The following is a 21,927-nucleotide window of genomic DNA, read 5'->3' on the forward strand; positions in this document are numbered from 1 at the left end:
TTATCGGAGGCCGCGCCATAAGAACGCAAAAAGGCCCCGGTATACACCGGGGCCTTTTTGCGTAACCAGATGGAGTGGAGGTTAATCCTTGTCGGCGAGCAGCCTTTCCCCGGCCGGGGTCCGGATGACGTCGGCCAGGGCCGCGACCACGGCGGGGTCGAAGCGGTTGCTTTCTCCGGACAGGATTTCCAGGGCCTGTTCCGGCTCCTTGGCGCCCCGGTAGGAGCGGGGGCGGATCATGGCGCAGAAGGAGTTGAGCACGGCCAGGATGCGGGCCAGGACGATGATCTCGCCGTCGTTCAGCTTCTTGGGGTAGCCCGTGCCGTCGAGGCGCTCGTTCATCTGGTAGATGGCCGTGAGCACGCCCTCGGCTATGTCGATGTCCTTGAGGATGCGGTAGGCGTGCTCCACGTGCCCTTCCATGACCGTCATCTCCTCGGGGGTGAGCTTGCCCGGCTTGGTCAGGATATCGTTGGGCACGAACATCTTGCCGATCTGGGACAGGTTGGCGGCGGTCTCGATCTCGGCGATGTCCATCTCGGACAGGTGCATGGCCTTGGCCACCTCCACGGACAGCCCGGCCAAGAGCTTGGTGTGGCCGCCCAGGTACGGGTCGGCGGCCTCGATGGTCGAGCCCAGCGCCTCCATGGCGTTCCTGATCAGCCGCTTGTTCCGCTCCTGCGCGGCCACGAACTCGGTCACGTCGCGGTAGACCTCGACGATGCCCTGGCAGGAGCCGTCCTTGGCGCAATACGGCGACTTGGACACCTGGAACTGGTGGCGGCGGGAGCGCAGGAAGATGGGCTCGCTGACGGTCATCTGGCGCTTTTCGCGCACGACCACCTCGTCGATGGACTCCAGCCGCTTGGCCGTGTCGAAGCCGAACACGGCGGCCGTGTCCATGCCGATGAGCTCCTCCTTGGGCCGCCCGGCGGCCGAAGCGAAGGCGTCGTTGACGTAGGTGAACTTGCCGTGGGCGTCCTTGAGCACGATGAACTCGTCGATGTTGGCGTTGATGGAGTCGATGAACAGTTTCTGCTCCTCGATCTGGGTGGCCAGGGCGCGGAACTGCTCGGCGATGCGCTGGCTCTGCACGCCGGTCAGGATCCACCAGGCCAGCCCGGCGATGAGCAGCGCGGTCAGGATGCCCAGCCCGGCCACGATGTAGACGGTGCGGTCATAGTCGAGGATGGGCTTCATGGCCTGGCCGTAGTCGATCTCCTGGACCAGCCACCAGGCCGGACCCGGGATGCGCACGCCCATGGAGTAGACCCGGGTGTCCGCGTCCTCGATGCTCGGCCGCATCCCGAACGGGATATGGCCATCCTCGTCGACCTTGACCGGGAAGCCCACGTCCAGGAAGCCGTCGGCGGTCCAGGGCGCGATCTCGCGGTAGCCCGCCCCGCTCTTCTGCATGAGCCGGGTCTTCTCGCCCTTGGCGGCCAGGGGCGAATTGGACAGCAGCTCGGTGATCTTGCCGGAAATCTGGCGGGTCATCATGAGCACGCCCACGGCCTTCTGGCCGGTGGCCTCATCCGTGCCGCCCACGGCGTCGGGCGGGTAGACCGGCACAAAGACGTCCATCTCCAGCCCCTGGGCGGTCTTGCGCAGGGTGGAATACCGCGGCCCGTTCTCCTTGATGGCGGCCGTGGCCAGGCCGATCTGCTCCTGGTTCATGGGCGGCAGGTAGCCGTCGGTGGCGATGTACGCCTCGCCCTTGCGGCTCAGGATGCGGGCGTTGAGGAAGCCCGCGTAGGTGGAGAACTCGCGGAGCATGTTCTCCATCATGGGCAGCTGCTCGGCCAGGGTCGCGCCCTCCTGTCCTTCCACGGACCGGTCCGCATGCAGCCGACCGAAGAGGTTGGACAGGTCGCCCGCATAGGTGTCCACCTCCGAGGCGTAGAGCCGGAAGAGGTCGGACTTGATCAGCCGGTCCCCCTGGTGGGACAAGTTGTCGAGCCAGGAGGCGATGACCTCGGTGCGCCCCTGGGTCAGCAGTTGAAATCGCTTCTGCTGGTTCTCGAGCACCGAGGCCTCGTTGTCCCGCACGGCCCTTGCGGCCAGCAGGGCGATGCCCACCGAGATGACCAGCACAAAGGCCAGGACCACGCCGATCTTGACGCCCTGTCCGGCCCCTCCGATGGACTTGGGGACCTCTGCGGTCTTTGTAGGATGTTCAGCCATGTCGATTCTCCATCTGGTTTATGGCCAGCCCGAGAGGGCGGGCCTTATTGCTTCGCCTTTTCATAGGTGGTCCGCTTCTGCGGGGCCACGTGCATCCAGCGGTAGTGCTCGTTGACCGAGTACTGCGGGATGTAATGCTTGTACTTGGTATGGGGCAGAACCATGTCGGTCTGGTTGTCGAGGATGTAGATGTCGTCCTTGGCGTAGACGGCCAGGACGGCGTGCCCGATGCCCCGGATGGCGTCCCGGACGGCCACGATGCGCATCTGGTCGCCGGTGAAGCCGAGCTCCTGGAGGGCGTAGAACTTGGCGATGGAATAGTCCTCGCAGTCGCCCGATTTCTTGAGAAATTCCCAGGGCGTCTCCCAATAGTCGCTGACGCCCCAGTTGGCCTTGTCCAGACGGTACGGCCATTTGTTGAAGAATTTGGTCACGGCCCTGAGCCGGTCCAGCTCGGACTTGCCCCGGGCCTGGGTCTTGAGGGTCTCCCAGGCCTTTTTCGACGGATGGTTGGCGGTCCTGTCGTCCTTGAAATAGCCCTTCCAGGCCTTCATCTTGGCGAGCACGCCGGTCCACTTGGGGAGCTTCTGCAGCTTGCCCTTGAACTCCATGGTCCCGAAGAGCTGGCGCTTGTCGGGCTTAGGGGCAGAGACCTCGGCCGCGGCGGGTTCGGCCGCAAGGGCCGCCCTGGGCCGGATCACGGCGGCGGCGATGCAGGCCGCGCAGAGCGCGGCCGCGAGCGCCGAGTATATCCCCCTCCGCACCGCCCTCATTCACGCCTCATCGTTCCCGAAGCGCGTTCTGCTTGGCCTTGAGCAGCGGCTTGAGCAGGTAGGCCAGGACCGACTTGCGGCCGGTCAGGATGTCCACGCTCGCGGTCATGCCCGGGATAATGGGCAGCTGCTGGCCCCGGTAGGTGATGGCGTTTTCCTTGGTGCGCACCTTGACCAGATAGTGGCTCTCGCCCTTCTCGTCCTCGATGGTGTCGGCCGAGATGTTCTCCACGGTGCCGTCCAGGCCGCCGTAGATGGAAAAGTCGTAGGCCGTGATCTTGACCTTGGCCCTCTGGCCGGGATGCAAAAAGGCGATGTCCGAAGGCTTGACCTCGGCCTCGACCAGCAGGGTGTCGTCCAGGGGCACGACCTCCATGATGGACTCGCCGGGCCGGATGACGCCGCCGATGGTGTTGACCATGATGTGCTTGACCACGCCCCGGACCGGCGAGCGCACGTCGGTGCGGGTCACGCGGTCGCCGCCGGAACTCAGGTTCTCCAGGATGGAGTTGAGCTCCTGCCTGCGGGCGTTGATCTCCTCCAGGGCGTTGGCCCGGTACTCGGCCCTGGCCTGGTCGATGCGCCCCTTGGCCTCCTTGGCCGCGCGCTGCACGCGGGGGATGCCCAGGGTCAGGGCCTGCATGTCGCCGTGCAGCTGGACCACGGTCTGCTCCAGGCGCAGGTAGTCGAGTTCGGAGTGGATGTGCTTTTCCACCAGGGGCTTGGCGATGTCGCGCTGCTTCTCGGCCACCTCCAGGCTCTGGCGCAGCTGGTTGCGCCGGGCGACCATCTCGTTCACTTCCTGCTGGCGCTGCTGGTACTGGTCCTCGAGCAGGCCGATGTCGATGTTCAGCTTGTTGCGCTGGGCCATGAAGATGCGCCGCTGGTCCTCGACCAGCTGCGGCGCCTTTTCGACCACGTCGGCCGGGAAATCCGGTTCGTCCGTGCCGTTGGCCTCGGCCGTGAGCCGGGCGATGGCCGCCTGGTGCTCCAGGGCCTTGCTCTGGGCGTCGCGGTAGTAGCTGGCGGCCTGTTCGTTGGACAGGCGGCAGAGGATGTCGCCCTTCTCCACGGTCTGGCCCTCCTGGACGAAGAGCTCGTTCATGATCCCGCCCTCCAGGTTCTGGATCTCCTGGATGCGCTGGGACGGGATGACCCGGCCGAAGCCGCGCGTGCGCTCGTCGAGCATGGCCCAGTTGGCCCACAGGATGAAGAGGACCATCAGCAGCAGGATGGCGGTGGACATGAGGTAGGCGAGCCTGTGGCCCCTGCCGTACATGGCCTGGTCCACCTCGCTCATGAACAGCAGCGTTTCTCTATCGAATTTCTGACTCATTGCGCCCTCACAGGGAAACCTTGATTTGACCTGACCGCAGTCCGTCCAGCACGGCCTTCTTGGGCCCGTCCACGACGATCCTGCCCCGGTCCATGATCACCAGCCGGTCCACGAGATCGAGCATGGAATGGCGATGGGTGATGACGATGAGCGTCTTGTCCTCGATGTATTCCTTGAGCCGCTCCTTGAGGCGGTATTCCGACTGGTTGTCCATGTTGCTCGACGGCTCGTCCATGATCAGGATTTCCGGGTCGGGCAGGATGGCGCGGGCGATGGTCACGGCCTGGCGCTGGCCGCCGGACAGGGAGGTGCCCCGCTCGCCGACCATCATGCCGAAGCCCGCCGGGTGGTCGCGGACGAAGTCGTTGACCCCGGATATCTCGGCCGCCGCGTTGATGGACTGGTCGTCCGCCTCGGGCAGGCCAAACGCGATGTTATCCTTGAGCGTGCCGTAAAAGAGCAGGCTGTCCTGGGAGATGTAGCCCACCTTGCGGCGCAGGTCGGCCACGTCCATCTGGCGCAGGTCGATGTCGCCCACCTGCACCGAGCCCTCGATCGGCTGGTAGAGGCCCACGCAGAGCTTGCCGAGCGTGGTCTTGCCCGCGCCGGTGCGGCCCACGATGCCGACTTTCTCGCCCGGCTTGAGCTTGAGGTTGATGTCGTGGAGCACGGCCTTGTCCGTGCCGGGGTAGCTGAAGGCCACGTCGGTCAGGGTCACGGACGGTTCGATGGCCCCGTAGTGGAAAGTCTCCTTGTCGTCGGGCCGCTCGGACGGCATCTCCATGAGCATGTCCAGGGCGTTCAAGGCCATGCGGGACTGCTGGAAGCGGGAGAGCAGCCCGGCCACGGCGGACAGCGGGGCCATGGACCGGCCGGAAAGGATGTTGCAGGCGATCAGCCCGCCCACGGTCAGTTCGCCCTTGGAGATGAGATACACGCCGGTGATGACCACGGCCACGGAGACCATCTGGGTGACGAAGACCGAGAAGGAGATGGACACGTTGGCGATGGTCTTGGCGTGGCTGTTGGAGTGGGCGGACAGGCCGACCACGTTCTCCCAGCGAGCCTGGATGCGGCCCTCGGCCATGCTGGTCTTGATGGTCTCCAGCCCCTGCACGACCTCGAACAGGAGCGCGTATTTCTGGGTGGATTCCTTGTAGTGGTTCTCGATGATCCGCTGGAAGGGAATCTGCATGAACACGCCCACCAGGATGACCAGGGGCACGGCCACGAAGATCGGATAGGCGATGGGCCCGCCAATGTAGTAGATGACGCAGATGAACAGGATCAGGAACGGCAGGTCGATGAGGGCCACCAGCGACGACGAGCCGAAGAACTCGCGCAGGGATTCGAATTCGCGAATGTTGTTGGCCACCGCGCCCGCCGACTCCGGCATGTAGTCCAGCCGCGCAGAGGTCAGGTGATTCATGATCTTGGAGCCGATGAGCACGTCGGCGTTGCGCCCGGCCACGTCCACGAAATAGGAGCGCAGGTTCTTGAGCAGGAAATCGAACAGGTAGGCGATGGCGATGCCGATGGCCAGGGCCCAGAGAGTCTCGGTGGCGTTGTTGGGGATGACCCGGTCGTACACGTTCATGACGAACAGCGGCGAGCCGATGATGATGATGTTGGTCATGATCGAGGCGCCGATGACGTGCTTGTATATGGGCCAGAACTTGCCGATGACGCCCCAGAACCAGCGCTTGGTCTTGAGCAGCTTGAGCTCGCTGGCCCGCTTGTCCAGCTTGGACGTGCGATGGCAGAAGATGGCGTACCCGGTGTACTCCTCGTCGAGCGTGGCGATGGGAATCTCGGTCTCGTCCATGCCGTGGCCCGGCACGATGACCCGGGCCATGTTGCCGGTGAAGTCCAGGAGCACGCAGGCGTTGCCGCCGCGCAGCAGCAGGATGCAGGGCATGACCAGCTTGGTGATGGCCTGGAGCTTTTCGCGGTACACGGTCTTGGCCTTGATGCCGATGCGCTCGGCCGAGCGGACGATGGAGGCGGCGGTGATGACCCCCTCCTGCTGGGGGATGCCCGCCTTCAGGGTGGCCGAGGAAACCGGCTTGCCGAGCAGACGGCTGATGATCGACAGGCAGATGACCAGGGGCGGCTGGAAGTCGATATCCTTGGGAGTCAGCCGCTCATCGGTCTCCACCCGGATGGGCTTCTGCATGCCCGGCATTGCGGCCATGCCCGGGGGCATCTGCCCCTTGCCCGGCTGACCGGGATTGGGCTGGGCTTGTTGCGGCCGAGCCTGCGGCCCGCCGGGCGCGTCCTGCCCCGCCGGGGCGGGATCGGTCTGCAAGGAATCGGCGGACGCGGGCTTGCCGCCCGAGACGGCACGGGTATCGTCCGCGCCCGAAGGAGCCGGTCCGGCCTGGTTCCCGCCGCCCGGCATGGGGCCCGCATCCAGGCGCAAGGACCGGGTCGCGGATTTTCCGTCATCGGACCTGTCCGATACGGGACGGGCCTTGCCCGGCACGGGCGTGGGCCCGGCCTGGCTCGATGTGGCTCCGGCCCCGTTCGCAGGGGCTTGAGCAGGCTTCGAGGCTGCTGACGCTGGCTTTTTCTCGGCAGGCATAGATTTCACTTGGATGAGGATTGATTGAGCGCGCGGAGGCCGCACAACAAGGCCGCCGTTCAGTTCTTACAGTTATAGTGACACAATCTTTATCTTGAGACTGATTTTGTCAAGTTTCAATTAGATTCTTCCTTGTATCCCGCACAGTTCAAAAATACGCGCTGGACGATATTCCGGCCCGTGATCCCCGGCGGCCAGCGGGCTCAGTCCTCGACCGAAATCCCGATCTTGCCCAGGGCCCGGCCCTGTTCCCAGTAGCGGTGGGCCTTGGCGATGTCGCGGAAGCCGAAGCGGCGCTCGTCCAGGAGCACGGCCAGTTCGTCCGCGTCGATCAGCCCGGCCACCCGGTCCAGGATCTCGCCGTGCCGCTCCCTGCCTTCACCCGTGACCAGGGGCAGAAGCATGAAGACCACGTGCAGGGACAGGCTTTTGGCGTGCAGCGGCCCCAGGTCATGGGTGGAGCGGGTGTTGGTGGAGATTACCCGGCCGCCCATGCGGGCCGCCTTGAAGGAGTCGTCCAGGACCGGGCCGCCCACGGTGTCGAAAACCGCGTCGAATCCCCGGCCGCCGGTGCATTCGCCGACGTACGCGTCCACATCCACGGCCGTGTAGTCGATGGGCGTGCCGCCCAGGGCCTCGACCACGGCCGCCTTGTCCGGGGACGAGATCGTGGCGAAGACCTCGGCCCCGGCGTGAACCCCGAGTTGCACGGCCATGTGCCCCACGCCCCCGGCCCCGCCATGGACCAGAAGCCGCTCGCCGGAGGTCAGCCCGGCCTTGTCGAACAGGCCCAGCCACGCCGTGGTGGCCACCAGGGGCACGGCCCCGGCGTCCACCAGATCCATGTTCTCGGGCGCGCGGGCCAGCAGCCGCTCGTCCGCGACCACGTATTCGGCCAGGGTGCCGGGCAGCCCCCTTACCCCGCCCGGGCAGCCGAACACCCGGTCGCCGGCCTGGAAGCGGGTCGCGCCGGGCCCTGCCGCCTCAACCACGCCGGACATGTCCATACCCAGCAGGGCGGGCGGATCGGGCGCAAAGGCCAGGGCCGCGCCCAAGGTGGCGATCTTGTTGTCGATGGGGTTGAGGCTGGTCCCGGCCACGCGGACCAGGACCTCGCCCGGCCCGGGTTCGGGCACGGGCACGTCGCGCTCCGCAAAGGGATATTCCCCACCGTATTCCGTCAGCAGCATGGCTTTCATGAGCAAATCCTCCGGTCTGAACATAGTACCCGTATCCCCCCGGCCTGTACAGGCCCGAAGGGGGCCGGACGCCGGGCGGCGGACGGGAGCATACGCGGAAAATAGGTGGACCTGGACGGGCGCGTGGTTCATCATGCGCGGATGTCACGAAACGAACACATGCCTCCCCTCCGCCAGCCCGAAGTCCTGCCCATGTCCCGCGAGGAGATGGACGCGCTCGGCTGGGAGGAGCTGGATATTCTCCTGGTCTCGGGCGACGCCTACGTGGACCATCCGTCTTTCGGCGCGCCCCTGCTCGGGCGCTGGCTGGTCCGCCACGGCTTCCGCACCGGCATCTGCGCCCAGCCCGCCTGGGATCGGCCCGACGACATCCTGCGCCTGGGCCGCCCGAGGCTCTTCGCGGGCGTCACCGCCGGGTCGCTGGACTCCATGCTGGCCCACTACACGGCCTTCCGCAAGAAGCGCTCGGACGACGCCTACACCCCGGGCGGCAAGGCGGGCGCGCGTCCCAACCGGGCGTGCATCGCCTACACCAACGCCGTGCAGCGTGCCTTCCCCGGCCTGCCGGTGATCCTGGGCGGCATCGAGGCGTCGCTGCGGCGCATCTCCCACTACGATTTCTGGTCCGACTCGGTGCGCAAATCCGTGCTGCTCGATTCCAAGGCCACGGCCATCACCTACGGCATGGCCGAGAATTCCATCGTCACCCTGGCCCGGACCATCGCGACCATCCTGGACGAGACCGGCGAGGTGGACCTGCGCGCCCTGCGCCCCCAGCTGGCCGGGCTGCCCGGCCTGGCCGTGGCCGGGACCAAGGACGACATCCCGGAGGGAGCCGAGGTCATCGAGCTGCCCTCCCACGAAGCGATCCTGGACGACCCGAAACAGCTCATCGAGGCCACCAAACTGCTCGAAAAACAGGTCCATCAAAACAAGGCCTGGGCCGTGCAGGCAACCGGCGGCCGGATGGTCCTGGTCGCCCCGCCCGGCCCCTTGCTCGACACGGCGGGGTTGGACGAACTGTCCGGGCTGCCCTTCACGCGGCTGCCCCACCCGGCCTACAGGGAGCGTATCCCGGCTGCGGACATGATCCGGACCAGCGTGACCACCCACCGGGGCTGTTCGGGCGGCTGCTCGTTCTGCACCCTGGCCCTGCACCAGGGGCGGACCATCCGCTCGCGCAGCAAAAAGTCCATCCTGGGCGAGGTCAGGGCCATCACCGAGGTCAAGGGATGGACCGGGTCCATCTCGGACGTGGGCGGCCCGAGCGCCAACATGTGGGGCGCGCACTGCGCCTCCGACCAGTCGGCCTGCGAGCGGCCCAGCTGCCTGACCCCGCGCATCTGCAAGCACTACCGCGTGGCCCAGCGCGACTTCATCTCCCTGCTGCGGGCCGTGTCCGACGTCAACTCCGTGGACCACGTGCGCGTGGCCTCGGGCTGGCGCATCGACCTGGCCGTGACCGACATGCAGGCGTTGACCACCATGATCCGCGAGTTCGTGGGCGGACAGGCCAAGGTCGCGCCCGAGCACCAGGTGGACCACGTGCTGAAACTCATGCGCAAGCCCGGCTTCGAGACCTTCGAAACCTTCCTGGACCTGTTCGACAAGGAGTCGAAAAAGGCCGGGAAGAAGCAGTACGTCATCCCCTACCTCATGTCCGCCTTCCCGGGCTGCACCGAGGAGGACATGCGCGCCCTGCACGCCTGGCTCGACGCGCGCGGCTGGAAGCCCGAGCAGGTCCAGTGTTTCATCCCCCTGCCCGGCACCGCGGCGGCGGCCATGTTCCACGCCCAATGCGACATGCGGGGCGAGCCCATATACGTGGCCAAGACCGACGCGGAGCGGTTGCGCCAGCACGCCATCCTCATGCCGGACACCGGGCGCGTCCCCGGCGGCAAGGGGCGCGGTGGCCAGGAACGGCGCGGCAAGGGACGGAAACGGCCCCGGTCCGGCGACGAGCGCCGCGCCCGCAGATGACAAGGACTACCTGCGCAATATTGCAGATATGTACATCTTTTGCTCTGAAATTACATATTTGTTAAATTAATTCTCCCTTTTCGTATGCGGCTGCGACCCGGAAAGCCAAGCCCAGCGCCATATTTCGCGCATGGCACTGTGCTTGCTATTCACTCGCCATGCTAGCCAACGTCCCAGGATTAAAACTGTCGGCCCTGCAGTCCATCTGCCAGGTCATCGACCAGGCCATAGACCTGCAGTCGGCACTGGACGGCGTCCTGAAAATCCTTTCCGAACAGCTGTCCATGCAGCGCGCCACGGTCACCCTCTTCGACCCCGAGACGGGCCAGCTGTCCATCAACGCCTCCTACGGCCTGACCATCGAGGAGAAGCGGCGCGGCGTCTACAGGCTCGACGAGGGCGTCACCGGCCGCATCTTCCAGACCGGCGAACCGTACTACGTGCCGGACATCGACAAGGAGCCGCTGTTCCTCGACAAGACCGGATCGCGCCGGGTCAAGCGCGGCATGATCTCGTTCATCGGCGTGCCGATCATCCTGCACGGCGACCCCATCGGCGTGCTCAACGTGGACCGGCTGTTCGAGGACGAAATCAGCTACGAGGAGGACGTGGACTTCCTCAAGGTCGTGGCCACGCTCATCGGCCAGTTCCTCAGCCTGAACGAGAAGATCATGGCCCGCGAGGCCGCGCTCAAGCGCGAGAACACCTCGCTAAAATACCAGATTTCCAAGAATTCCAAGGGCCCGTACATCGTGGGCCAGAGTTCGGCCATGGTCGAGGTCCAGCGCCAGATGGAAAAGGTCTCGCCCACCCGGGCCACGGTCCTGCTGCTCGGCGAATCCGGCGTGGGCAAGACGCTCATCGCCCGGATCATCCACGAACTGTCCGAGCGCAAGGGCAACCCGTTCATCAAGGTCAACTGCGCATCCATTCCCTGCAACCTCCTGGAATCCGAGCTCTTCGGGCACGAGAAAGGAGCCTTCACCGGGGCCACGGGCACGCGGCCCGGCCGGTTCGAGGAAGCGGATACCGGGACCATCTTCCTGGACGAAATCGGCGAACTGCCCATGGGCTTGCAGGCCAAGCTGCTGCGCGTGCTCCAGGACAAGGAATTGGAGCGGCTCGGCTCCAACCGGACCCGGACCATCGACGTGCGCATCCTGGCCGCCACCAACCGCGACCTCGGCCACCTGGTGGAGCGCGGACGGTTCCGCCTGGACCTCTACTACCGCCTGAACGTCTTCCCCATCCGCGTGCCCGCCCTGCGCGAGCGCAAGGAGGACATCACCGGCCTGCTCAACCATTTCCTGCACAAGATGGCCAGCGACTACGGCCGGAGCATCCACCTGACCTCCACGGCCCTGGACGCGCTCATCCGCTACGACTGGCCAGGCAACGTGCGCGAGATGCAGAATCTCATCGAGCGGCTGGTGATCATGTCCGAAGAGGATCGCATCAGCCTGGAATTTCTCAAGTCCTACCTCGCGCCCGGACAGTCCGCCACGGTCCAGGAAGCCATCCCCATGTCCGAGGACGCGCCGCGCCACACCTCGCTCAAGGAGTTCGAGCGCAACGAGGTCATGGCCGCGTTGGAGCGCAGCGGCTGGGTCCAGTACAAGGCCGCCGAGGCGCTGGGGCTGTCCGCCCGCCAGATGGGCTACCGGGTCAAGAAGTACGGGCTCGAATCCATGATCGCCGAGGGCAGGGCCAAGCTGCGGCGCATCAAGGAAGGCCAGACCTAAAATTTCGGCATACATACCTCCACCCCATGCAAGACACCCCTCGCCGGACGGCCCGGCGGGGGGTGTCCGCCGTTTCGGCGGCCGCGCTCCGCTTGCTTCCGCGCCCCGAAGGCTTATTATATTGAGAAGATGAATGAGTTCGGCCCCGGGCCGGAAAGGAGGCTGCCAAGACCTATGTTACCGCAGCTCGATTCGATAAAAACCGGCTGAAAACCGATGGCGCGCTCCGCGAAAAGGCGAACCGGGTCCAACACTATCTGGAAGAGATAGCCTTGGACGTCGGTCTCGACCCGGCCAGAAACGTGATCCGCACCGAAGTGGACGACGAGGTCCGCATCGGCATCAGCGAGGACATGGACGAGTTCTACCGCGAAGCGCCCGGAAGCTGGCGCTTCTATTAAAGCGCCCCGGACATCAAAGAAAAGGCCCCGCCGGTCACGGCGGGGCCTTGTTTTTTCGACGGGGCGGGACGGGCTATTCGACCGCACCCAGGGTACGCACCGAGGCGATCTTTTCCCAATCGTAGTAGGTGTTGATGTTCAGGCCGTCCTTGACGCAGGTCACGCGGACGAACTCCTCTCCCAGGAACAGAGTGGCCCCCTCGTAGACCTCGCCCTCGTTGACCTGGATTTTCACGTCCTTGCGCAGTTTGCGGGACATGGTCCCCTGCACGGGTTTGGACGCGTATTCGAAAACTTTCTCCAATGTCGCCTTGTTCATGCGTTCCTCCATGGGTTCCTTCTGGTTGCGGGCCGGAAAGCACCGGCCCGGAAAAGACTGTCGGGTGCCGCGCCCGGCCGCTTCGGCCATATCCGATCACCCTGCCGGTTCGATCGCCTCGCCGCGGGCGAGGAAACCGGGCCCTCCCGGGTGGAGGCTGTTCCCGGCTTTCCTCCCGCGCCCGACGATCGGACCCGGCGCGCGGCCGCGATTAACCGCAGCCCGCACCGCCTCCGGCACAGCCGGAGCCGATGCCCGCGCGGCGGACCTTGAGGGCGTTGATGTCGCCGCCCTCGAAGACGAAACGCAGGGCATCCTCGATGAAGCCGTCCACGGTGTGGCACTTGATGTCGTGCTCCTCGAGAAGCATGCGCGGGGTCTCGCCCACGGCGGCGCAGAGCACCGCGCGGCAGTCCTTGAGGGTGGCGGCCAGATCGGACCAGCGCTGGGGACCACAGCCCGCCTGCGGGGCCTGGCGTTCCTCGATGAGCCGGTAGCCGCCGGTCTCGGACTCGCCCCATATTTGGAAGGACTTGGCCTCGCCCAGATGCTGGTTGACAAGCAGCCCCTCGCGGGTGGCCACGGCCACGAACGGACGGGCCATGGTCGCCTCCAGGGGCTTGAGCTTGGAACAGGCCTGGAGCGTGCCGCACAGGGCCACGGACTGGTCGTCGCTGAGCAGGCCGACCGCGTCCGCGCGGCAGCGCTTGCAGTGGGTCATCTGCTCGATGAACGGCTCGGCCTCCTTGCGCAGGGGCAGAACGGTCTCGCGGCCCGGCTCGGGAATCCCGGCGAACGGGGTGTCGGCCGTGGGCTTGAGCGGAATCATGTTCTGGATGTCCGCGCCGAGCGAGGCGCAGACCTTGGCGACCTCGACGATGTGGTGGTCGTTGACGCCCGGGATGACGATGGAGTTGATCTTGACCGTGATGCCCCGTTCCTTGAGGCCCTTGATGGCCTTGAGCTGGCGGTCCAGGAGAATCTCGGCGCCCTTCTCTCCCCGGTAGACCACGTTGCCGTCCTTGACCCAGGCATAGATCTTGGCCCCGATGGCCGGGTCCACGGCCGAAATGGTGATGGTCACGTGGGACACGCCGAGCTCGGCGATGTCGTCCAGGTACGGCAGGATGCCCATGCCGTTGGAGGACAAACAGAAGAGCAGCTCGGGATGGCGCTCGTTCAAGAGACGCATGGTCTCCAGGGTCTCCCCGGGGTTGGCGAAGGGATCGCCGGGACCGGCGATGCCCGCCACGGTGATGCGCGGCTCCTTCTCGAGGACCTTGTCCATGTACTCCGCGGCCTGGAACGGCTTGAGCACGCCGGAGGTCACGCCGGGGCGGGACTCGTTCACACAGTCGTACTTGCGGTTGCAGTAGTTGCACTGGATGTTGCACTTGGGGGCCACGGGCAGGTGCACGCGGCCGCAGCTTCCGGCGCTCTTCTTGTTGAAACAGGGGTGCTTGGTGGTATCCTTGGACATATCAGGTCTCCTGTGGTTGTCCGGCGGTCGGGAACCGGGGCCGGGCTGCTTGTCGGTTCTGTGTCTGCCTTGGTGTCGGCGTTTCGTTCCGCGGTTAAATATATCCGTAGCCGATGGGGGAATCGGCCTGCTTCTTCGCGATGACCGCATTGACCACACGGTCGAACAGGGCCTGAGTGCCCTTGTAGCCGAGCGTCAGGGTGCGCTGGCCGCCGAACCGGTCGTGGATGGGGAAGCCCACGCGCACCAGGGGCGCGTTCCACGCCTTGGCGTAGCGGTAGCCCTTGGAGTGCCCCACCAGCAGGTCCGGGGCGAGTTCCTCGGCCTCGGCAGCGATGTCGTGGAAGTCCACGCCCTCGCGGACCTCGGGGGCCATGCGGGCCACGCCGTCGGTGACCTTGGCGATGGCCTGCTCCAGCCCCTTGCCGCGCGCGCCGGTCCCGGCCAGGACCACGTCCACGCCGATCTCGGCCAGGAAGGCGCACAGGCCGACGACCAGGTCCTCCTCGCCGTAGACCACGGCGCGCTTGCCGAAGATGTACTTGTGGCCGTCCACGTAGGCGTCCACCAACCGGCCGCGTTCCAGCTCGTAACGGCGCGGCATGGGCTTTCCGGAGATTTCCTCCAGGGTCTCGAAGAAACGGTCGGACTCACGCAGCCCCATGGGCAGGCCGATGCGGTGGTTGGGCACGCCGAAACGCTCCTCCAGGCTGGTGCCGCCGGTTTTGGGAGGCAGGCAGCGGCCGAATTCGATGGTTCCCGCCGCCGCGCTCATGGTCTTGATCTCGCTGATCGGCGTGCCGCCCTCGGGGATGTCGACGTAGTCCTCCAGGGCCGGGCCATCCAGGGATTCGGAGATGTCGGGCAGGATGGTCGACTTGATCCCGAAGTGGTCGCAGATGTCGTGCAGGTGCCGGACGTCCTCGCAGGAGACCAGGCTGGGCAGGATGTTCACCCGGCCGTCGTCGTCCGCCTTTTCCAGGCAGAGCTGCTCCACCAGTGAGCGGACCGCGCCGTGCCAGCCGTCCATGTGCGTGCCGTTGTAGCTGGGGGTGGAGACCCGGACCAGCTCGGGCAGGTCGAGGTCGCCGAACTCCTTGAAGAACTCGTTGAAGTACATGGGCACGTCGTCGCCGATGGTCTCGGTCAGGCAGGTGGTCGCCACCCCGATGAGCTGGGGGTTGTACTTCTTCATGACGTTGAGGATGCCCTTCTTCAGGTTCGGGCCGCCGCCGTAGATGGCGTTCTTCTCGCCCAGAGCCGAGGAGGCGATGTCCACTGGCTCGCGGAAATGCGAGATGATGTAGCGGCGCATGTAGGTGGCGCACCCCTGGGAGCCGTGCAGGAAGGGAATGGCCCCCTCCACGCCCCGAAAGGCCAGGGAGGCCCCGAGCGGCGTGCACAGCTTGCAGGCGTTGGTCGTGGAGACGAAATTGGGTCTTGCGGTCTTGACCTTACTCATTGACGGCCTCCTTCCGGGCTTCCTTGATACGGTTGGCGCGCCGGGGGGCGAACTGCCAGACCGGGGACATGGCCGAGGAGTGGATCTCGCGGGCGAAGTTGAGCATGCCCGCAAACCCTTCCAGGGCCTCCTTGCGCTCATGGTTGTGGTCGCAGAAGCCCACGCCCAGCTTGTAGGCGATGGGCCGTTCCTTGACCCCGCCCACGAACACGTCCACGTCCTTCTCCTTGATGAAATGGGACAGTTCGAGCGGGTTGGCGTCGTCGATGATGACCGTGCCGGGATCGGTGATCTCGGCCAGCTCGGCATAATCCTCCTTGGTGCCGGTCTGGGAGCCGACGACCACGACCTTCATGCCCAGGTGACGGAAGGCCTTGACCAGGGAGAACGCCTTGAAGGAGCCGCCCACGTACATGGCCACCCGCTTGCCCTCCAGGTCCTTGCGGTAACGGGCCAGCTCGGGCATGAGCTTGTTCAACTCCTCGCGGACCAGGGCCTGGGTCCTCTCGACGATCCCGGGGTCCTTGTCCTTGAAGAAGTCGGCCACCTTGTACAGGGAGTCGGCCATGTCCTCGATGCCGAGGTAGGAGACGCGCAGGTACGGAATGCCGAACTCCTCCTCCATCATCTTGGCCAGGTCCTGGGTGGACCCGGAACACTGGACCAGGTTCAGGGCCGCGCCGTGACAACGGCTGATGTCGGCCACGCGGCCGTCGCCGGTCACGTTGGCGACCACCTGGACACCCATCTTCTCGAAGTACTCGCGGATGATCCAGATTTCTCCAGCCAGGTTGAAGTCGCCGAAAATATTGATGGAAACTGGCGAGATACCGGACGTGTCACCCTGGCCGATGAGCCGGAACATGGCCTTGCACGCGGCCAGATAGCCAGCCCGCTTGTTGCCCTTGAACCCTTCGGACATGACCGGGAGCACGGGGATGCCCTTCTTTTCGGTCATCTTACGGCAGACCGCCTCCAGGTCGTCGCCGATGAGCCCCACGATGCAGGTGGAGTAGACGAAGGCGGCCTTGGGGGAATGCCGGTCGATGAGTTCGTCCAGGGCGGCGGTAAGCTTTTTCTCGCCGCCGAAGATCACGTCGGTCTCCTGCAGGTCCGTGGAAAAGGACAGCCGGTGGAGCTCCGGGCCGCTGGACAGCGAGCCGCGGATGTCCCAGGTGTAGACCGCGCAGCCGATGGGGCCGTGCACCAGGTGCAGGGCGTCGGCTATGGGATAGAGGACCACGCGGGAGCCGCAGAACACGCAGGCGCGCTGGCTGACGGCGCCCGCAAGGGACTCACGGTTGCAGGCGATGTCGATGGCGCCCTCGCCGGTCCGGTGGATCTGGTCCTTTCTTTCCTCGAGTATGGTCGAACTGGTCGTACTCATTTTACTTCCCCTATATCGATAGATTACAGTCGGTTGTCCGGACGATGGGTGTTGTTTTCCAATCCGGGAGCCGGGGCCGCGTCCGGGTCTGCGAGGAGCATCAGCCTCCCCGCGCTGTCGGCCCTGGCCCACTCGGTGAGCCGGTGAATCAGCAATTCGCCGAGGCCCTGGCCCCGCCAGTCCTCACGGACAACCACATCTTCGATGAGGACGGCGGGGCCGCCTTCAGCCTTTTGGATCGTCAGCCGCCCCGAGCACATGCCGACCACAGTCCCGTCGGCCACGCTCGCGATCAGGATGCGTCCCCGACCGTTTTTCAGCATCAGTTCCAGATCACGCCGTTGCCCGTCCCTTCCGGCGAACTCCTCACGGAGAGAGGAGATCGAACCGAGCAGGGACACGAGACCGGTAAGGTCCGTGCGGGTTGCGGGGCGGATGACGACGGCTTCAGGCATGGGACTCTGATTCCTTTTAGGACGCCAGGTATTCTTCGGCGGGCTCGCCGTCTTCCAGGCCGTCCAGAATAGCGTCGATCGCAGCCTCGGAATCCACGCCTTTGAACCACCAGTTCTCAGGCTGAATGACCACCATGGGGCCGGATTCACATTGCTTCAGGCAGGTGGAGCCGACCACCAGCGCGTCCAGACCGCGATCCAAAATTTCTTCCTCGATGTACTGCAGGAATCCGTCGGTCTGCTTATGACAGATGCCTTTGGGATCTCCGGCCGCACGGAAGGACTGACAACAGATGATCATTCTCTCGGGAATCGCCATTTCCTTTACTCTCCTTCTGGTTACTTCTTGTTCTTCTTGCCTTTCTTACCGCCCCCGTAGAGCACATCCACGGTTCCCTCGATCTCGCCGTCCGTGATCAGGACGGACAGACCCTTGCGGCTCAAAATTTTTCTCGGGTTCTCTCCGGCCGAGGCGGTCAACAGGACGAAACAGTCGCCCAACGTGTCGGCCAGGGTCTCCCAGCGCTGGTTGCCAGCACCGGGCTCGGGCAGGTCGCGCACGCCCAGCAGGCAGGCCAGGCCGTCGCCGCGCGGGCCGTAGATCATGGCCTTGATGGCGTGGCCCAGATGCAGGTCGATATCCATGCCGGTGGAGCTGACCACGGCCACGTTGGGCCGCTCCTTGGTGGGCTTGGGCAGGACCGAGACCGGTGCGCCGGGCTTGTCCGGGTTGTCCAGGCCGACCATGTTCTCGCCGCACTCGCTGAAGGTGGGCATGAGCTCGATGTGCCGTCCGGCGCGATCGCGGATCTCGGACAAAAGCTCCATGTCGGTGGCCTGGGGCGCGTCCTCCACGCCCTCCTCGGGGTGGAACGGGACCACGGCCATGATGTCCGCGCCGAGGTCGGACATGACGGTGGCGATCTTCTCGACGTGGCCCGCGTTGTAGCCGGGGTACACGGTGGTGTTGACCTTGACGGTCAGCCCGGCCTTCTTGAAGGCGGACACGGACCGGGCCTGGTCCGTGACCAGCAGTTCGCAGGCGGCCTTCAGGGGCAGGGTATGCTTGGCGGGCCGGATCCAGGCGTAGAGGCTCTCCGCCACCTCGGGGTCCACGGCGTCCACGAGCACGGTGATGTGGGACAGGCCGATCTCGGCCAGCTCCTCGGCGTACTCGGCGCCGTTCATGCCGAGCGTGGTCAGGCAGAGGGAAAGATCGGGGTACTTCTCCCGGACCAGGCGCAGGGTGTGCAGGGTCAATTTCGGAGAGGTCAGCGGGTCGCCGGGCCCGGTGATGCCCACCATGGAGACGGGCTTGCCCTGCTCCATGACGTGGTCGAGCCAGGTAAGCGCCTCTTCGGGCATCATGGCCGGCTTGTTGCCGTTGCCGCCCGCGAAGCGGATGCGGGCGTTGGCGCGCGGGGCCACGGGCAGGTGCAGACGGCCCACGGTCTTGCGTGCGGTCATGCCGAAACAGGGATGGGATGTACGATCAGCATTGGTGGACATGACAGCCTTCTTGGGTTGAGGGTTTGGTCCGGGGCGGAGGGGGAAGGTCTCCGCCCCGGACCGGGTATGAACGCTACAGGACGAGTTCGAACGTCGTCTCAGGATCGTCGCGGTCCTTACGATCCATCAGCAGGCCCAGAATCTTCTCGAGAAGCCTGAGTCCGCCCTTGTAGCCGACTGTCGGGAAGTACTGATGCCCCTGGCGGTCCAGGATGGGGAAGCCCCAGCGCAGCAGCGGGATGTCCTCGTCGCGGGCGATATACTTGCCGTAGGTATTGCCGATGAGCAGGTCGACCGGCTCGTTCTTGATCCACTGGTGCATCAGGAACATGTCGCCCTTGGCCTTGACCTTGACCTCGAAGGGCTGGTCGGCGCAGATCGCCTTGATGCGGCGCTCGAACGCCTTGCCCGGGGTGCCGGTGACCACGTAGACGGGCTGCATGTCCAGGGAGACCAGGAATTCGCACATGGAGATGAGCTGGTCCGGATCGCCCCAGATGGCCACGCGCTTGCCGTAGAAGTACTGGTGCATGTCGGAGATCATATCCACGAGCTGGCCGCGCTCGAAGGCGACGGAGTCGGGGACCGAGACGCCGGCAACGGTGCGCAGCACGTCGATGAAGCGGTCGGTGGCGGCCAGGCCGAACGGCATGTCCAGCACGGTGCACGGGACCTTGCACTTGGCGTCGAGCCAGCGGGCGGCGTCGGCCGAGCACCACTCGCCGAGCGCCAGGGTGCCGAGCGCGTCGCCGGTCTTCTTGAGTTCCTTGATGGTCACGCCGCCGTCGGGGAACATCTTGTACTCGCCGGTCAGCGGGGCGTTGAGCACGCCGTCGGTGTCCGGGAACAGGGTGATGTCCACGCCGACCATGGCGCACAGCCGCTTGATCTCGGCCATGTCGGAGGGCTCGACCCAACCGGGGATGACGTTGACCTTGTGGGTCTTCTTGCCGGAGGGCTCGGCCAGCTGGGCCATGGCCTTGACCATGTTGGAGAAGCCGGTCACGTGGGAGCCGACGTAGCTCGGGGTGGGCGCGCCGAGGCAGGTCTTGCCCTCGGGCACCTTGCCGCTCTTCTGGGCCTTGTCGAAGATCTGGTTCAGGTCGTCGCCGATGGTCTCGGACAGGCAGGTGGTGTGCACGGCGATCACTTCGGGGTCATAGACCGTGAAGATGTTGTCGATGGCCTGAATCAGGTTCGCATGACCGCCGAACACGGACGCGCCTTCGGTGAAGGACGAGGTCGCGGCGGAGATGGGCTCCTTGTAGTGCCGGGTCAAGGCAGAGCGGTGGTAGGCGCAGCAACCCTGGGAGCCGTGGGAGTGCGGCAGGCAGCCGTGGATGCCGAGCGAGGCGTACATGGCGCCGATGGGCTGGCACGTCTTGGCCGGGTTGATGGTGAGCGCCTTGCGCTCCTTGATTTCAACGGGTGTATGCTTCAGTAAAGCCATTGTATTCTCCTATTCCCAAACAAAGGTGGCGGTCAGTTCGGGGGATTCCTGCCAGGGGGCCTTCATGTAGGACCACACCTTGGAGGACACGAGCCGATCAATTTCCTTGTAGAAGTTGATGGCGCCCTTGAACCCGGCATAGGGGCCGCCGGAATCGTAGCTGTGCAGCTGCTTCATGGGCACGCCGAGCTTCTGGATGGAGAACTTCTCCTTGATGCCCGCGCAGAAGATGTCGGGCTTGAGCAGTTCGACCAGCTTGTCGGCCTCGTACTGGTTCAGGTCGTCGATGATCAGGGTGCCCTTGTCCATCTGGTCGTTCATGCCCTCGTAGTGCTTGAACTCGAAGCCGGCATCTTCCAGGGCCTTGTACTCATCCGTGGTCTTGCGCGGGTTGTAGAGCTTCTCGTCGGCCACGACCTCGATCTCCTCGATGTTGCGGGAGTCGGCGTCGGGCTTCAGTTCGGGGATGACCTGGCGACCTTCGTAGTCGTCGCGGTGGGCGAACTCGTAACCGGCGGACAGGGTCTTCATGCCCATCTCGGCGAAGAGGTCCTGATAGTGATGGGCGCGGGAACCGCCGACGAACAGCATGGCGGTCTTGCCCTCGGTGCGGGTGCGCACGTCGGCGGCCACGGCCTTCACTTCGGGCATCTCCTCGGCAATGACTTCCTCGACCCGGTCGGTGAGCTCCTTGTCGCCGAAGTACTCGGCGATCTTGCGCAGGGACTTGGCCGTGGACTCGGCGCCGATGAAGTTCACCTTGATCCAGGGGATGCCGTACTTGGTCTCGAGCATGTCGGCCACGTAGTTGATGGACCGGTGGCACATGACGCAGTCGAGGTCGGCGTGCTGGGCGGAGGCGAACTGGTCGTAGGTCGAGTTGCCGGAGAAGGTCGAGATGTTGGTGATCCCGCACTTCTTGAAGATACGGTCGATCTCGAAACCGTCGCCGCCGATGTTGTACTCGCCGAGCAGGTTGATCTTGTACTTGCCTTCCTTGGGCGTCTCGTTCTCGCCGACAAGGTTGGTGAAGACCTGGTTGTTGGCGATGTGGTGGCCGGCGGACTGGGACACGCCCTTGTAGCCTTCGCAGGAGAAGGCAAAGACGTTGCAGTCGCCGAACTTCTCCTTCATCTTCCTGGACACGGCGTGGATATCGTCGCCGATCAGGCCCACCGGGCAGGTGGCGAAGACGCAGATGCCCTTGGGATGGAAGATGTCGTAGGCTTCCTGGATGGCGGCGGCGAGCTTCTTCTCACCGCCGAAGATGATGTCCTGGTCCTGCATGTCCGTGGAGAAACAGTAGGGCATGTAGTTCACGCCGTCCGCACTCGCATCGGTCTGGTTGCGGCGGGTGAGCCAGGAGTAGAATCCGCAGCCGATGGGGCCGTGGGTGATGTTCAGGATGTCGCGGGTCGGGCCCATGATAACGCCCTTGCAGCCCGCATAGGTGCATCCGCGCATGGTGATGATGCCCGGAATGGTACGGACGTTCGCCAGGATCTCGGGCGGCGCCTCGGCTTCCGTGGCTTCGTTGATCAATATCTGCTTGGCGCGCTTCCGAGCCACCTTGGGAGGATACTTCTTGAGAAGTTCTTCCTTGATGTCGGTGGGCATGAGCTGCACCACTTTCTTGGTCTTGGCCATTCTCAGTACTCCTTGATGT

17 protein-coding genes are annotated in these 21,927 nt (G+C 65.0%); 3 read left to right on the forward strand and 14 right to left on the reverse strand.

Annotated elements, in window-relative coordinates; genetic code table 11:
• Positions 1 to 81: 81 nt before the first annotated feature.
• From BerOc1_RS03790 to BerOc1_RS03810, 5 genes are all read right to left on the reverse strand, one after another.
• Entirely contained in the window at positions 82 to 2,184 is a 2,103-nt protein-coding gene (locus tag BerOc1_RS03790) for an HD domain-containing phosphohydrolase (RefSeq protein WP_071544366.1), read from the reverse strand.
• A gap of 44 nt (positions 2,185 to 2,228) precedes the next feature.
• A complete protein-coding gene (locus BerOc1_RS03795) occupies positions 2,229 to 2,957 on the reverse strand; it encodes a transglutaminase-like cysteine peptidase (protein ID WP_071544367.1) in 729 nt (242 codons plus the stop codon).
• Positions 2,958 to 2,964: 7 nt separating this feature from the next.
• Complete coding sequence (locus tag BerOc1_RS03800) at positions 2,965 to 4,293, reverse strand: HlyD family type I secretion periplasmic adaptor subunit (RefSeq protein ID WP_071544368.1); 1,329 nt, start codon at positions 4,291 to 4,293, stop codon at positions 2,965 to 2,967.
• Positions 4,294 to 4,300: 7 nt separating this feature from the next.
• Positions 4,301 to 6,499 carry a type I secretion system permease/ATPase gene (locus tag BerOc1_RS03805; RefSeq protein WP_071544519.1) on the reverse strand — a complete coding sequence of 733 codons (2,199 nt, stop codon included), beginning with the start codon at positions 6,497 to 6,499 and terminating at the stop codon, positions 4,301 to 4,303.
• Positions 6,500 to 7,080: 581 nt separating this feature from the next.
• Complete coding sequence (locus tag BerOc1_RS03810) at positions 7,081 to 8,076, reverse strand: zinc-dependent alcohol dehydrogenase family protein (protein WP_071544369.1); 996 nt, start codon at positions 8,074 to 8,076, stop codon at positions 7,081 to 7,083.
• Positions 8,077 to 8,235: 159 nt separating this feature from the next.
• On the opposite strand from BerOc1_RS03810, the gene BerOc1_RS03815 reads away from it, so the two are divergent.
• From BerOc1_RS03815 to BerOc1_RS19400, 3 genes are all read left to right on the forward strand, one after another.
• Complete coding sequence (locus BerOc1_RS03815; protein ID WP_371912882.1) at positions 8,236 to 10,056, forward strand: YgiQ family radical SAM protein; 1,821 nt, start codon at positions 8,236 to 8,238, stop codon at positions 10,054 to 10,056.
• A gap of 158 nt (positions 10,057 to 10,214) precedes the next feature.
• On the forward strand, positions 10,215 to 11,798 hold the full coding sequence (locus BerOc1_RS03820) for a sigma 54-interacting transcriptional regulator (RefSeq protein WP_071544370.1): 1,584 nt from the start codon (positions 10,215 to 10,217) through the stop codon (positions 11,796 to 11,798).
• 272 nt (positions 11,799 to 12,070) lie between these two features.
• Positions 12,071 to 12,199, forward strand: a complete 129-nt coding sequence (locus BerOc1_RS19400) for a hypothetical protein (RefSeq protein WP_278248037.1) — start codon at positions 12,071 to 12,073, stop codon at positions 12,197 to 12,199.
• Between the two features lie 73 nt (positions 12,200 to 12,272).
• Here the strand turns inward: BerOc1_RS19400 and BerOc1_RS03830 are convergent, their stop codons facing one another.
• From BerOc1_RS03830 to nifD, 9 genes are all read right to left on the reverse strand, one after another.
• Entirely contained in the window at positions 12,273 to 12,608 is a 336-nt protein-coding gene (locus BerOc1_RS03830; RefSeq protein ID WP_242652854.1) for a hypothetical protein, read from the reverse strand.
• Between the two features lie 121 nt (positions 12,609 to 12,729).
• Complete coding sequence (locus BerOc1_RS03835; RefSeq protein ID WP_071544372.1) at positions 12,730 to 13,998, reverse strand: radical SAM protein; 1,269 nt, start codon at positions 13,996 to 13,998, stop codon at positions 12,730 to 12,732.
• 94 nt (positions 13,999 to 14,092) lie between these two features.
• Positions 14,093 to 15,460: a nitrogenase component 1 gene (locus BerOc1_RS03840; protein ID WP_071544373.1), complete on the reverse strand. Its 1,368-nt coding sequence runs from the start codon at positions 15,458 to 15,460 to the stop codon at positions 14,093 to 14,095.
• Positions 15,453 to 16,847, reverse strand: coding sequence for a nitrogenase iron-molybdenum cofactor biosynthesis protein NifE (gene nifE, locus BerOc1_RS03845; RefSeq protein WP_071544374.1), 1,395 nt, complete (start codon positions 16,845 to 16,847; stop codon positions 15,453 to 15,455). Before nifE ends, BerOc1_RS03840 begins: the two co-directional genes overlap by 8 nt.
• 23 nt (positions 16,848 to 16,870) lie before the next feature.
• Positions 16,871 to 17,302, reverse strand: a complete 432-nt coding sequence (locus BerOc1_RS03850; protein WP_071544375.1) for a GNAT family N-acetyltransferase — start codon at positions 17,300 to 17,302, stop codon at positions 16,871 to 16,873.
• Positions 17,303 to 17,318: 16 nt separating this feature from the next.
• A complete protein-coding gene (locus tag BerOc1_RS03855) occupies positions 17,319 to 17,621 on the reverse strand; it encodes a (2Fe-2S) ferredoxin domain-containing protein (RefSeq protein WP_071544376.1) in 303 nt (100 codons plus the stop codon).
• A 20-nt stretch (positions 17,622 to 17,641) separates the two neighbouring features.
• The gene (locus tag BerOc1_RS03860) at positions 17,642 to 18,811 is read right to left on the reverse strand and encodes a radical SAM protein (RefSeq protein ID WP_071544377.1); all 1,170 of its coding nucleotides are present in this window, start codon (positions 18,809 to 18,811) and stop codon (positions 17,642 to 17,644) included.
• Between the two features lie 73 nt (positions 18,812 to 18,884).
• On the reverse strand, positions 18,885 to 20,261 hold the full coding sequence (gene nifK / locus BerOc1_RS03865; RefSeq protein WP_071544378.1) for a nitrogenase molybdenum-iron protein subunit beta: 1,377 nt from the start codon (positions 20,259 to 20,261) through the stop codon (positions 18,885 to 18,887).
• Positions 20,262 to 20,270: 9 nt separating this feature from the next.
• Complete coding sequence (gene nifD, locus BerOc1_RS03870; protein ID WP_071544379.1) at positions 20,271 to 21,908, reverse strand: nitrogenase molybdenum-iron protein alpha chain; 1,638 nt, start codon at positions 21,906 to 21,908, stop codon at positions 20,271 to 20,273.
• Between the last annotated feature and the right edge of the window lie 19 nt (positions 21,909 to 21,927).

This window comes from Pseudodesulfovibrio hydrargyri, assembly GCF_001874525.1.
In the GTDB taxonomy this organism is placed as follows: Bacteria; Desulfobacterota; Desulfovibrionia; order Desulfovibrionales; family Desulfovibrionaceae; genus Pseudodesulfovibrio; species Pseudodesulfovibrio hydrargyri.